The sequence below is a fragment of the Frankia sp. AvcI1 genome (assembly GCF_001420875.1).
Classification (GTDB): domain Bacteria; phylum Actinomycetota; class Actinomycetes; order Frankiales; family Frankiaceae; genus Frankia; species Frankia alni.
On the sequence record NZ_LJFZ01000003.1, the window covers coordinates 243,913 to 256,742 of the forward strand.

The window sequence follows — 12,830 nt, forward strand, 5'->3', positions numbered from 1 at the left end:
AATGCCGTGCCTCGCAGCCGCCTCCGTCCCGGACTCGCCATCCTCGCCGGGACGCTCCTCCTCGCCGCCTGCGCCGACGACCGAGCGTCGGGTGCCCCGACACCTGGCGGTGCCGTCACCACGGGGATCTCCGCGACGCCGACCGCCACCGCGGGCACAGCGACGACGAGCACGACCACCACCCGCACGCCGACGACCACCCGCACGCCGACGACCACCCGCAGGCCGACCGCGAACCGCACACCGAGCACGAGCACGACGCCGGTCCGGTCGGAAGCCGCCCTGGACGGCGATGTCGACGGTGACGGTCGACCGGACACCCTGACCATCCCCCGGCCGGGGACGCTCCAGGCCCGTTACACCGGCGGAGGCACGGACTCGGTCCGTTTTCGGGCCGGCGACCCTGCGTTCGTCGACATCCACGTCCTCGGTGCGGCCGACGCCGATCGCGATGGCCACGCCGAGGTGTTCGTTCAGGCCGACCAGGGCGCGTCCGTCCGGACCGCGGCCGTCTTCCGCTACGTCGACGGTCACCTGCGCCTGGTCACCCTCGCCGGGAGTCAGGCCGGGCTCGCCTACGGCGGATCAACCGGTTTCGTCGCGACGTGGGCGTGCCGCCCCGCCGCCGTCCCCGCCGCGGCGGTCGTCACCGCGTCGGGGCCGAGTGACGCGTCCGGCGCGTACACGGTGACCCTCGACTACTACCGATTCCANCAGGCCAGCCTGGTGCCGCTCGCCCACCGCACTGTCGGCCCCGGCCCCCTCGACAGTCTGCCCGGCATCCGTGACGGGGTCTCGGGAGAGGCCGGCTGCGGGCAGGCGCGGCTCAACCCATGACCGGCCTGGTGCCAACCGGCGTAGCGATACGACGGGTCACAGCAACCGACGGGTCACAGCGACCGGAAGAAGCGGGAGTGGGAGAAGCGACTATCGGGCGTCGACGGCCTCGGTCATGACCTTGGCGAGCCGATCGGGAGCGTCGAGCATGACGAAGGTGGAACTGTCGGGGATCTCGACCAGTCGGGCGTGCGGGAACGCCTGCTCGAGCCGGCGGGCGTGGTCGAGCGGAAAGAGCTTGTCGTCTGTGCCCCAGGCCAGCACGACGGGCCGGGAGAACCGTTCGATCGCGGTAGCCGCCCGCATGGTCAGGGCGGGGTCGAGGGATGCCGTCACGCGCACCGCCTCCCGTCTGGTACCGGAATTCGTCGCGAACTGCCCGAAAATCTCGTCCTGCCTTGCCCGAGGCACAGCCGTCGNGCAGACCGCCTTCAGGAAGAACGCACGGCCGCGCCCGCTGGCGAGCGCGCCCAGCACGACAGCGCCGAGCCGGCGGCTGGTTCGGCACAGCCGGACGATGTGCCGGAACGACCCCGGCGGGAAGTGCTCGTAGCTGTCACAGTTGGTCAGGATGAGCCCGCCGATGCGGGACAGGTCCAACGAGTCGTCCCCCAGGGCGGTGAGGACCAGCCCGCCGCCGGTGTCGTTCGCGACGACCGTCACGTCGTCCAGGTCGAGAAGCTCGATCAGATGGACGATTCGACGGGCGGCCGCCCCGGCGCTCAGGTCCGCGTCGCCCACCGGCTCGTGCGCGCCGAGGGGCCAGGTCGGGACGATGCAGCGGTACCGGTCGCCGAGCGAGGCGACGAGGTCCTTCCACAAAGCGCCGGTCACATAGACGCCGTGGACGAACAGGAACACCGGCCCGGTACCGGTATCGGTGTAGCTGACCGATACCCCGTCGACTCGGCACTGGTTGACGGCCATCGCCGCCTCCCTTTCCGCGGCCCTGGGCCGTCTGAGCTGTTGGAGCCCGCCTGGCGGTACCGGTTGTACGCCTCGGCTCCGCGACGAGGGCGATGCTGACCTGTAACCGGGCGATTGTCCTACTGCACGGCCTGGCCGTGCTCTGCCTCGCCGGCTCGGATCGCCGACCTGCCCGACGTCCGCTGGTCTTACTCATCCACCGGCGTCGGTCGCCTTGACTTCATGTTGACTTCAGGTTTGAGGGTGGTGGGCGACCGGGTGTGGTGGAGACTCCGCCGGACGGCCCGGGCCGAGGAGGACCGTGATGGCAGGCAGTTCGCCCAGGACAGCCCCCGACCGTCCAGGTGCGCCGAACCCGCGGGCCGGTGAGATCGGCCCCGCNCACGCAGGTGCCCGGGCGAACGCTTCCGCCNCGCCCTGGCGGGATCCCAGTCCGTCGGCCGGGACGCTGGCCGAGCCGGCAGTATCGCCGCCGCCTGGGGGAATCGACCGGCAGACCCGGCTGACGCTGGCCGTGCTGGTGCTCGGNGGGCTGATGGTCGTGCTCGACGTGACCATCACCAACGTCGCGATCCGCAGCCTCTCCCGCGACCTGCACGCCCCGTTGGCGGTGATTCAGTGGGTCACCACCGGGTACACGCTGGCGCTGGCGGTCGCGGTGCCGACGACCGCATGGCTGGCCGCACGCCTGGGCACCCGCCGCGTCTACGTCGCCGCGCTGGCCCTGTTCGGGCTGGGCTCGCTGCTGGCGGGGCTGGCCCCGAACATCGGTTCGCTGGTCGCCTTCCGAGTGCTGCAGGGCATCGGCGGTGGGCTGGTCAACCCGATCGCGATGACGATCGCGATGCGCAGCGCGCGGCCGGAGGTCCGGGGCCGCACGATGGGCGTGCTGGGCCTGCCCGTGCTCGTCGGCCCGCTCGTCGGGCCGACGCTCGGCGGCTGGCTCGTCGAGTACTCCTGGCGGTGGATCTTCCTGATCAACGTGCCGATCGCGCTGGTGGCCATCCCGCTGGCGCTGTGGCTGCTGCCGCGAGACGCGCCCGCGGGTGCCCGCGAGCGGCTCGACGTGCCGGGGCTCGTGCTGATCGGGCCGGGGCTGGCCGCCGTCGTGTACGGGCTGGCGGAAAGCGGCCGGCGCGGCACCCTGGTTTCGGCGGCCGTGCTGGTCCCGGCGCTGCTCGGCCTGGCGCTGTGCGTCGTGTTCGTGCTGCGGGCGCTGCGGCTGCGCACGCGCCGCCCGCTGGTCGAGGTGCGCCTGCTGGGACGGCGGGCCGTCGCCTCCGGGGCCGGCACGCTGGGTCTGTTCGCGGCCGCCTACTTCGGCTCGATGTTCATCGTGCCGCTGTACTGGCAGCTCGNCCGGGGGCAGAGCCCGGCGGCGGCCGGACTGCTGGCCATCCCGCAGGNGCTGACCACCGGGGTGTCGCTGCAGGTCGCGAGCCGGCTGATCGACCGGATTCCGCCGGCGCGCGTCGTCGGGGCGGGCATCGTGATCGCGACCGCCGGCCTGCTGACCACCCTGCTGCTGCTCGAACGGGACACGCCCTACTGGCAGCTGCTCACGTCGATGGCGGTGACCGGGATCGGGACCGGTGCGACGATCATGCCCACGATCACGACGGCGATGCGTCACCTGCCCGACCGGGACACCGCCGCCGGCAGCACCCTGCTGAACATCACCAACCAGGTCGCCGTCTCCGTCGGCACCGCGCTGACGTCGGTGCTGCTCGCGTCGAACCTGGCGAGCCGGGCCGGCCTGGACCAGGGCGCCGACCTCTCCGGCGACATCCCCGCCACCGCGGCCGGCGGCGTGGTCGCGGCCTTCCGCCACACCCTGCTGCTCCCGTTGGCCCTGATGGCGGTGGCCGGGGCGGTGGCGCTCCTGTTGCTGCCCCGCCCACCCCGGCCCGCCCCCGCACCGGCGCAGCCGGCCGGCCCGGCGCGCTGACGCTCACGCCCGCGCTGGTGCCCGTGACGGGCTGATCCCGTGCAGGAGGCATACGTGTCGACCCGGTGTCCGGCAGAAGCGCGACGNATAACTCGGTCCACGACGCAGGCGGTGGCGATCCGGTCATTCCCTGTTCACCTACCACGGTTGACCAGGGCTGATGTGCCACATTCGTCTGCGGGGGCAGGTAGATGGTCCCTAAAGACGGTTGATATCAGTCCGGCGCTAGAGNGGGAGTTCAGGCTCGCCAGAACGTATGNAGGTCAACGGTCAGAGCCGCACTCCCGGCACAGGAGNGCGGCCAGCCTTCCGTCGATTGAAGGGGATGNCTCCCGAAATGGGCTCTCGAGTGCTGGCTCTCGGCCATTATCAGCCGACCAGAATACTGACAAACGACGACCTCACGGAGCTCGTCGACACGAGCGACGAATGGATCAGAACGCGGGTGGGCATCCGCACCCGGCATATTGCTGGAAAAGACGAGTCCGTGGCGGACATGGCTGNGCAAGCCGCAGAAAAGGCCCTGGCCAACTCCGGACTCGCTGCCGACGAGATCGACCTGGTCGTGGTGGCCACGTGCACGGCCGTGGACCGCTCTCCGAACACGGCGGCCCGGGTGGCTCTCCGCCTGGGGATCCCTGCCCCTGCGGCCCTGGACATCAACACCGTGTGTTCCGGATTCTCCCACGCCCTGGCCACGGCCGACCACGCCATCAGCGCGGGCTCCGCGACCAGGGCACTGGTCATCGGCGCGGATAAACTGACCGCCTTCACCGACTGGACCGACCGGACGACCTGTGTGCTGGTAGGCGACGGTGCCGGCGCCCTCGTGGTCGTCGCTGCCGAGCAGCCGGAGATCAGTCCCGTGGTCTGGGGATCCGTGCCCGACATGGGACATGCAATTCGCATCCAGACCCCGACGAACACCTTCTCCCAGGAGGGGCAGGCCGTTTACCGCTGGGTGACCACCGCGCTGCCCGCTGTCGCCCGGCAGGTGTGTGAACGTGCCGGCATCACCCCCCAGGAACTGGGTGGCGTGGTGCTCCACCAGGCCAATCTGCGGATCATCGAGCCCCTCGCCCACAAGATCGGTGCGGTGAACGCCGTCATCGCCCGCGACGTGGTGGAATCCGGTAACACGTCCGCCGGCAGTATCCCCCTGGCCTTCTCCAAGATCGTCGAACGCGGCGAGATTCCCAAGGGCGCCCCGGTGCTGCTCTTCGGCTTCGGCGGTGGTCTGTCCTACGCCGGCCAGATCGTGCGCTGTCCCTGAGGCCGGCACCGCGCGCATCGCGCCGAAGGCGGCGATCGCGCAGAACCAGTAGACGTCGAGAGAATTGCCCAGCGGGTCGGGGGTGTCGCCGGTGAGGAGCACGGCCATGACGGCGACCCCGACGGCGCCGCCGAGTTGGCGCGCGGTGAGCGTCAGCCCGGTGCCGACCGAGAATCGGATCGGGGGCACCGAGACGGCCGAGATCGAGGACAGCCCGGTGAGCACGGCGCCGATCCCGACGCCGCCGACGATCCCCGCCGGCAACCAGATCGCGGCGAACCGTGGCTCGTGGCCGAGGGTGGCCGCCATGAACGCGCCGACCGCGGCGAAGAGCGCGCTGCCGAGTACGACCGCGAGGAATTGCGCCTTCGGCGTCGCGCGGGGTGAGAGTGCTCACGCCCGAACGGGCCATCCGCGGGGTGGCCCGGCCGGAAAGTCCGCTGCTGCGGCGAACCACCCGTCGGGGGACCCCCGGCTAGGCCAGGCTCGCCTATCGATCAGTCGTTCGGCGCCGGGCGCGTGGCCGTTGCAGCGGGCACTATCAGGACAACGTCGCCATCCCTCCGCCTCCGCCCCGGGCCCGGCATCCCTGCCGAACCGCCCGCGACGGCGGTCCGGAAGGTGGCCTCGGAGCTGCTGGCGGGCGCGATCCGCGTCCCCGGCCGGCCGGGGTCCGGCGCACAGACCGCCGCCGGTGGGCGGCCGGGGCAGACCCCCGTCCACCGGCGGCGCTCCACCGGCGCTTCGCCGCCACGCCGACGGGTGGCGGCTGGCGTGCCGCTGGCCACGCGAGGCGCAGGTGACCGAGTGGACCTGCGAGGATCGTGGGCATGGTGGTTCCCTCTGCCGCGCCGGCCTCCGAAGAGCTGTTCCGGCGTGCCGAGCGTGTCGTTCCCGGTGGGGTCAACTCCCCGGTCCGCGCCTTCCGGGCCGTCGGCGGCACCCCGCGTTTCATGGTGTCCGGCAACGGCCCGTATCTGACGGACGCGGACGGGCGTACCTACGTCGACCTGGTCTGCTCCTGGGGGCCGATGATCCTCGGCCACGCCCATCCCGCCGTCGTCGAGGCGGTGACCCGGGCGGTGTCCGCCGGCACCAGCTTCGGCACGCCGACGCCGGGCGAGGTCGAGCTCGCCGAGCTGATCGTGGAGCGGGTCGGCCCGGTCGAGAAGGTGCGTCTGGTCAACTCCGGCACGGAGGCGACGATGAGCGCCGTGCGGCTGGCCCGGGGCTTCACCGGCCGGTCGACGATCATCAAGTTCGCCGGCTGCTACCACGGGCACGTCGACGCCCTGCTCGCCGCCGCCGGCTCCGGCGTGGCCACCCTCGGACTGCCCGACACCCCCGGCGTGACCGGCGCCGCGACCGCCGACACCATCGTCCTGCCCTACAACGACCTCGCCCTGGTCGAGGCCGTCTTCGCCGAGCGCGGCGACACGATCGCCGCGGTCATCACCGAGGCCGCCGCGGCCAACATGGGCGTGGTCCCGCCGCTGCCCGGCTTCAACGCCGGGCTGCGCCGGCTGTGCGACGTCCACGGCGCGCTGCTCATCTTCGACGAGGTGATGACCGGCTTCCGGATCTCCCGCGCCGGCTGGTGGGGCAACGAGGGCGCCATCGAGGACTGGTCGCCGGACCTGTTCACCTTCGGCAAGGTGATGGGCGGGGGGCTGCCCGCCGCGGCCTTCGGCGGCCGCGCCGACGTGATGGCGCGGCTCGCGCCCGCCGGCCCGGTCTACCAGGCCGGCACCCTGTCGGGTAATCCGATCGCGGTCGCGGCGGGCCTGGCCACCCTGCGGGCCTGCACCGACGACGTCTACGCCACCGTCGACGCCCGCGCCGTCGACGTCGCCGGCATCGTGTCGACGGCGCTCACCGAGGAGGGCGTCGCCCACCTGCCCAGCAGCGCCGGCTCGCTGTTCAGCTTCTTCTTCACCGACGCCGCGGCCGTCGTCGACTACGCAGGCGCCCAGGCGCAGCACGCCGCCCGCTACGCCGCGTTCTTCCACAGCATGCTCGACGCGGGGATCTACCTGCCGCCGTCGGCGTTCGAGGCGTGGTTNGTCTCGGCCGCCCACGACGACGCCACGATGGAGCGGATCGCCGCCGCCGCGCCCGCCGCCGCCCGCGCCGCCGCCGCCGTGCCCGAACCGGCTCCCGTGCCCGCGACCAGCGGGGGCCGGTCGTGAGCGGCCCGGCGCTGGAACCGGCGGACGACGAGCCGGGGCGGGGCCCGCTGACACGGGTGCACCTGGTCCGCCACGGGGAGGTCTTCAACCCGGAGAAGGTCCTCTACGGCCGGCTGCCCGGATTCGGGCTGTCCGAGACGGGCCACCGCCAGGCGAAGGTGACGGCGGAGTTCCTCGCCGGGCTGGACGTCGCCGCCGTGGTCGCGAGCCCCCTGGACCGCNCGCAGCAGACGGCCACTCCCATCGCCGCCGCCCACGGCCTGCCCGTCGAGGTCGACCCGAGGCTGATCGAGAGCCGCAACGCCTTCGAGGGCAAACCGTTCGAGGCGGGCCCCGCGGTCCTGCGCTACCCGCACCTGTGGCGGCTGCTGGCCAACCCGTTCCGGCCGTCGTGGGGCGAGCCGTACACCGAGATCGCCGAGCGGATGCTCGCCGCCGCCGCCGAGCGGCGCGACGCCCATCCCGGGCGGCACGTCGTGCTGGTCAGCCACCAGCTCCCGGTGTGGACGGCGCGGCGGGCGCTGGAGGGGGTGCACCTGTGGCACCGTCCCGACCGGCGTCAGTGCGGCCTGGCCAGCGTCACCACCGCGGTCTACCGGGGACGGGAGCTCGTCGGGATCGAGTACGCCGAACCGAACGGCCCGACCGCGAACCTGCCCGGATCGGTCGGCGCCTGACCGGCCCAAACCCGCCCCGGCCGCCCGCGCCGCCTGAACCCGCCGTCGTCGGCGGCGGTGCCGGTGACGCCGATGTCGGCGGCGTTGGCGGCGTTGGCGGCGGTGTCGGTGATGGCGGGTTCGGCGCTGTCGGTGTCGATGCGGTGCTGCCGGTGCTGCGCTGCCCGGTGTGCGCCGGCGCGCTGCATCGGGACGGCGGTGCCCTGCGTTGTGCCACCGGGCACGGTTTCGACCTCGGGCGCGGCGGTTACGTGAACCTGCGCACCGGCCGCGCCCGCCGGGTCGCCGGCGACACCGCCGCCATGGTCGCCGCGCGGGAGTCCTTCCTCGGGGCCGGGCACTACCGGCCGCTCACCACCCGGCTGGCCGAGCTCGCGACCGCCGGGCCGCCCGCCGTCCGAACGGCGCAGGCCCCGGGCCGGGAGGCGGGCACGATCACTCACCCCGCCTCGCGGGCCGATCCGGGGCTGGCCGATCCGGGGCCGGCCGGCGCAGGGCCGGTGGTGCTCGAGATCGGGGCCGGCACCGGCCATCACCTGGCCGGAGTGCTCGCCGCGCTGCCCGCCGGGGCGGCCGGGGTCGCGGTCGACGTGTCGAAGTACGCGCTGCGCCGGGCCGCGCGGGCCCACCCCCGGATCGGCGCGGTCGCGTTCGACGCCGCCGGCCCGTGGCCGGTCGCCGACGGCTGCGTCACCGTGCTCCTCGACGTCTTCGCGCCGCGCAACCCGGCCGAGATGGGCAGGGTGCTCCGACCAGACGGGTTGCTCATCGTCGTCACCCCCGAACCGGGCCATCTCGCCGAGCTTCGGGACCCGCTCGGGCTGGTCGGGATCCAGCCGGACAAGGGCGACCGACTCGACGAGCGGATCGCCGACCGGTTCGCCCCGGCCGCCGTCGAACGCCTGGACATTCCGCTCGTGCTGTCCCCCGACGAGGCCGTCGACCTGGCCCTGATGGGCCCGACCGGCCACCACCGCACGGCCGAGGACCTGCGTGCTCGTGCGGCGGCGGCCTGGCCGCGGCGTCACGCCGCGGTGACCGTCCGCCTCGCGGTCCGGTGCTATCGGCCGCGCGGATGAGGGACCGTTCGCTGCGCGATACCCGGCGGCGTCACCCCTTTGGTCATCCCGTTCAGGACCGGACCAGCCGTCGGCCCTGGCCTGCCTGCGCGGCGGTGCCCGGAGGGCGCCGGGACGGCCCGCACGGACACCGGCGGTCACACTCGACGGCCGGACACGGCTCGGCCGACGATGGAGGTTCGGAATGGACATGGGACTGCTCGGGCGGATCGCCGTCGTCACGGGGGCGAGCCGGGGCATCGGCCTGGCGGTGGTTCGGGCCCTGGTCGCCGAGGGCGCCACGGTGGTGGCCGGAGCCCGTCGCAGCTCGCCCGAGCTCGACGAGCTGGCGGCCGGCGGCGCGGTGCGGGTCCACCTGGTGGATCTGGCCACCCCCGACGGTCCGGCCGCGCTCGTCGAGCGGGCCGGCGAGCGGGTCGACATCCTGGTCAACAACGTCGGTTCCGCGCCCGCCCGGACCGGCGGGTTCGGCTCGGTCACCGACGAGATGTGGCTCGGAACACTCAACCTGAACCTGCTCGCCGCGGTGCGGGCAACCCGGGCGGCGCTGCCGCTGATGCTCGCCGCCGGTGGCGGATCCATCGTCACGATCAGTTCGGTGAACTCGGTCCTCGCCGATCCGGCGGTCATCGACTACTGCGCGGCGAAGGCCGCGCTGGCGAACTTCTGCAAGTCGCTGGCCCGGGAGGTCGGTGGCCGGGGCGTGCGGGTCAACACGGTCAGTCCCGGCCCGGTCGCCACCGACCTGTGGCTCGGGTCCGACGGCGTCGCCGCCACCGTCTCGCGAGCCACCGGCGCGGATCCCGCGAGCGTCGTCGACGCCGCGGCCGGCAGCTCCGTGACCGGCCGGTTCAGCACACCGGAGGAGGTCGCTGCCGCCGTCGTCCTGCTCGCCGGGGACCGCAGCGGGAACATCACCGGCGCGGACCTCCGGGTCGACGGGGGGATGGTACCCACCTGGTAGCCGCCGAGCCCAGTGGTGTCCGCCGTGTCGAACTCCACGCGCGCCGGCCAGCCTGGCCGCCTACGCTGAGTTGAGTTCTACAGTTGGTCGTAGACGGGTTCCGGGCCGGGAAGGGGCAGGGCACATACTGGTTCGCGTGGCGGAGAAGGGACGGCGGTCCGCGTCGGGTGACAGGTCGGACACGCCGGTGGCAGACGTTGTCCACGACCGGTTCGCCGGGTCGCGCCGGCAGCGGACCAGGATGAGGCGGGTCGGGTTCGTCGCGGTGATGCTCGCGGTGGCGGGGTTCGCGGCGGCCTGTTCCGGCGGGGGAGGCACGGTCGACGCGACCGGCGGCGGAGGCTTCAACTTCGTCCAGCAGTCCGCCGGCAAGGACTTCGTCCCGGCCGGGAACCGGCACGAGGCGCCCCGACTGGCCGGGAAGAACCTCGACGGTGCCGACTTCGACGTCGCGTCCCTGCGCGGCAAGATCGTCGTGGTCAACTTCTGGGCCTCGTGGTGCGCTCCCTGCCGGGCGGAGACGCCGGGTCTGGTGCGGCTCTCCAAGGNGAACCCGACGGTGGCGTTCCTCGGCGTCAACGAGAAGGACCCGTCGGGCGCCAAGGCCTTCGTGCGTGACAACGGCGTGCCGTACCCGAGCGTCGTCGACCGGCTGGGCACGCTCGCCGCTGGCTGGCCGGTCGCCCCGGGACTGCCGTCGACCTTCGTGCTCGACGCGGACGGGCGCATCGCGGCCCGGTTCACCGGCCCGGTCGTGCCCGACGACGACCTCAAGCCCGTGCTGACCCGGTTGCAGGCCGAGGCGTGAGCGGGNGGCGGCCGAGCGGGACGGGGGACCCGCGGTGAGCGTGGTCGGGCTCGTCACGGACGGGCCCGTGCTGCTCGCCGCCCCGGTCGCGGCGGCCGCCGGGCTGCTGTCCTTCCTGTCACCGTGCGTGCTGCCCCTGGTGCCCGGCTACCTCAGCTTCATCACCGGCCTGTCCGGCGAGGAGCTCCAGGACCGCCAGCGCCGCCCCGCTCGGCCACCGGCCAGCTCGCCCGAGCCCGAGCCCACGCCTGCGGCGGCCATGGCCGCCGCCGTGGCCGCGCCGCCGCTGCCGGCACCGGCCGGTGCACCGCTGCGGGTCGGCCGGGTCGGTCCGTTCGCGGCCGGCGACGGGCGCAATACCGGCGACGGGCGCAACGCCGGCGACGGGCGCAACGCCGGCGACGGGCGCATGAATGACGACGGGCGCGTCGGTGACGTCGGCGACGTCGGTGACGTCGGAGGTGCCGGGAACGGCGCGGGCGGTGGGTGGTTCGCGGGTCTCGGGCCGCGGCTGGGCCGGCTGCGCGTCGGCGGGCGGGTCGCCGCCGGCACCGGCCTGTTCGTGCTCGGGTTCACCGCGGTGTTCGTCTCCTTCGGTGCGGCCTTCGGCGGACTCGGTCAGTGGCTGGTCCGCCATCAGGTCGGGGTGAGCCAGATCCTGGGGGCGTTCACCATCGTCATGGGTCTGGCCTTCGCCGGGATGTTCTCCCGGATGTCCTGGGCGAACCGCGAGTGGCGCATCCACCGGCTGCCGCGCCCCGGCCTGCTCGGCGCGCCGGTGCTCGGTGTGCTGTTCGGCATCGGCTGGACCCCCTGCCTCGGCCCCACGCTGGCGGCGGTGCAGGGGCTGGCGGTGACGAGTGCGACGGCCGGGCGGGGCGCGTTCCTCTCCGCCGTGTACTGCCTCGGACTCGGGTTGCCGTTCCTCGCCGTCGGGCTCGCCTTCCGGCGTGCCGTCGGCGCCCTGCACCTGCTGCGGCGACACACCCGCGCCCTGACCCTGGCCGGTGGCGTGCTGCTCGTCGCGGTCGGGGTGCTTCAACTCACCGGGGAGTGGGCCGACCTGATCGCGAACCTGCGGCCCTATGCCCCCGGCTTCTCGGAGACGCCGCTGTGACCTCTTCCACCCGTCCCCACCAGCCTGCCGGTGCGGCCACCGACCTCGCGCCGAAGCCGGGCCCCGGCGACCCGGCCGCGGCCGATTCGGCGGNCACCCTGGATTCGGCGGGCACCATCGACGAGGAGGCCGTCGGGTTCGACCCGGACTCCTCGGGCGGGCGTCGACTGCCCGAGGGGCACGCCGATGCCCGCGTCGCCGTCGCGCCGGACGCGTTCGCGCCACCCGGGGCCGACCGGGCTGACGGGCTCGACCCGGACCCGGCCCCTGCGGGGGGAGCTCGCCGCGCCGCAGCCGGAGGTGCTCGCCGCGCCGCGGCCGGGGGGGCCGACGGCGCCGGCGGGCAACCCGGCCCGGCGCCGGGCGGGACCCGGGCCGGGCGGCATCCGGCGTTGGCGCTCGCGGTCCGCTCCTGGCGTCAGCTCACCAGCATGCGCACCGCGTTGGTACTGCTGTTCCTGCTCGCCCTGGCCGCCGTGCCGGGGTCGCTGCTGCCACAGCGCAACATCAACCCGATGCGGGTCGATCAGTACCTGTCGAAGCACCAGACCCTCGGGCCCCTGCTCGACAAGCTCTCCGGCTTCGACGTCTTCGCCGCCCCCTGGTTCGCGGCGATCTACCTGCTGCTGTTCATCTCGCTGATCGGCTGCCTGTCGTCGCGCATCCGCTGGCATGCCAGGGCGCTGTTCACCGCCCCGCCGAAGGCGCCGGCGCGGCCCGGCCGGCTGCCGGGTGGCAGTGCGTGGACCAGCCCGCTGGCCCCCGCCGACGCGACGGCCGCCGCGCGCGCGGCGCTGCGCCGGCGCCGGTTCCGCGCCAGCGTCGCCCGCGCCGGGACGCGGCGGCCGGACGGTTCGGCGGACCACTCCGTCGCGGCCGAGAAGGGCTACCTGCGCGAGACGGGCAACCTCGTCTTCCACGTCGCGCTGGTCGGGCTGCTCGCCGCGGTCGGCTTCGGCTCCTGGTTCGGCTACCAGGGGACCACGCTCGTCGTCACCGGGGACAGCATGG

Annotated in this window: 8 protein-coding genes and 9 pseudogenes; 15 read left to right on the forward strand and 2 right to left on the reverse strand. The window is 73.9% G+C overall.

Annotated features, from left to right (window positions below):
* Positions 1–927: 927 nt before the first annotated feature.
* Positions 928–1,256, reverse strand: a 329-nt coding sequence (locus UK94_RS39940; protein WP_235486500.1) for an alpha/beta hydrolase, incomplete at its 5' end; no start/stop codon positions are given.
* A 1-nt stretch (position 1,257) separates the two neighbouring features.
* Positions 1,258–1,764 (reverse strand): annotated as a pseudogene (locus UK94_RS39945) (alpha/beta hydrolase); the annotation flags it as partial.
* 529 nt (positions 1,765–2,293) lie between these two features.
* Here UK94_RS39945 and UK94_RS39950 point away from each other — a divergent pair.
* The 15 genes and pseudogenes from UK94_RS39950 to UK94_RS39985 all read left to right on the forward strand — a co-directional run.
* A pseudogene (locus tag UK94_RS39950) lies at positions 2,294–3,122 on the forward strand (DHA2 family efflux MFS transporter permease subunit); the annotation flags it as partial.
* Position 3,123: 1 nt separating this feature from the next.
* Positions 3,124–3,170 (forward strand): annotated as a pseudogene (locus tag UK94_RS39955) (hypothetical protein); the annotation flags it as partial.
* 1 nt (position 3,171) lies between these two features.
* Positions 3,172–3,712: pseudogene (locus UK94_RS39960) on the forward strand (MFS transporter); the annotation flags it as partial.
* Positions 3,713–4,049: 337 nt separating this feature from the next.
* A pseudogene (locus tag UK94_RS39965) lies at positions 4,050–4,215 on the forward strand (3-oxoacyl-ACP synthase); the annotation flags it as partial.
* A gap of 1 nt (position 4,216) precedes the next feature.
* A pseudogene (locus UK94_RS04820) lies at positions 4,217–4,985 on the forward strand (beta-ketoacyl-ACP synthase 3); the annotation flags it as partial.
* A gap of 830 nt (positions 4,986–5,815) precedes the next feature.
* On the forward strand, positions 5,816–7,047 hold a 1,232-nt coding region (gene hemL / locus UK94_RS04825; RefSeq protein ID WP_235486502.1), incomplete at its 3' end, for a glutamate-1-semialdehyde 2,1-aminomutase.
* A gap of 1 nt (position 7,048) precedes the next feature.
* A pseudogene (locus UK94_RS72835) lies at positions 7,049–7,174 on the forward strand (hypothetical protein); the annotation flags it as partial.
* Positions 7,171–7,395 (forward strand): histidine phosphatase family protein (locus UK94_RS39970; RefSeq protein ID WP_235486505.1); only part of this gene is annotated, 225 nt, incomplete at its 3' end. The pseudogene UK94_RS72835 and the gene UK94_RS39970, both read left to right, overlap by 4 nt.
* A 1-nt stretch (position 7,396) precedes the next feature.
* Positions 7,397–7,851 (forward strand): annotated as a pseudogene (locus UK94_RS04830) (histidine phosphatase family protein); the annotation flags it as partial.
* A 143-nt stretch (positions 7,852–7,994) separates the two neighbouring features.
* A complete protein-coding gene (locus tag UK94_RS04835) occupies positions 7,995–8,930 on the forward strand; it encodes a methyltransferase type 12 (RefSeq protein WP_041938833.1) in 936 nt (311 codons plus the stop codon).
* Positions 8,931–9,114: 184 nt separating this feature from the next.
* Positions 9,115–9,894 carry an SDR family oxidoreductase gene (locus tag UK94_RS04840; RefSeq protein ID WP_011602227.1) on the forward strand — a complete coding sequence of 260 codons (780 nt, stop codon included), beginning with the start codon at positions 9,115–9,117 and terminating at the stop codon, positions 9,892–9,894.
* Between the two features lie 268 nt (positions 9,895–10,162).
* Positions 10,163–10,442: TlpA disulfide reductase family protein (locus UK94_RS39975; protein ID WP_235486583.1), on the forward strand; the 280-nt coding region annotated here is incomplete at its 3' end.
* A gap of 1 nt (position 10,443) precedes the next feature.
* Positions 10,444–10,702: pseudogene (locus UK94_RS39980) on the forward strand (TlpA disulfide reductase family protein); the annotation flags it as partial.
* Between the two features lie 34 nt (positions 10,703–10,736).
* Entirely contained in the window at positions 10,737–11,819 is a 1,083-nt protein-coding gene (locus UK94_RS04850) for a cytochrome c biogenesis protein CcdA (RefSeq protein ID WP_055748875.1), read from the forward strand.
* Positions 11,820–11,917: 98 nt separating this feature from the next.
* Positions 11,918–12,830, forward strand: a 913-nt coding sequence (locus tag UK94_RS39985; protein ID WP_235486507.1) for a cytochrome c biogenesis protein ResB, incomplete at its 3' end; no start/stop codon positions are given.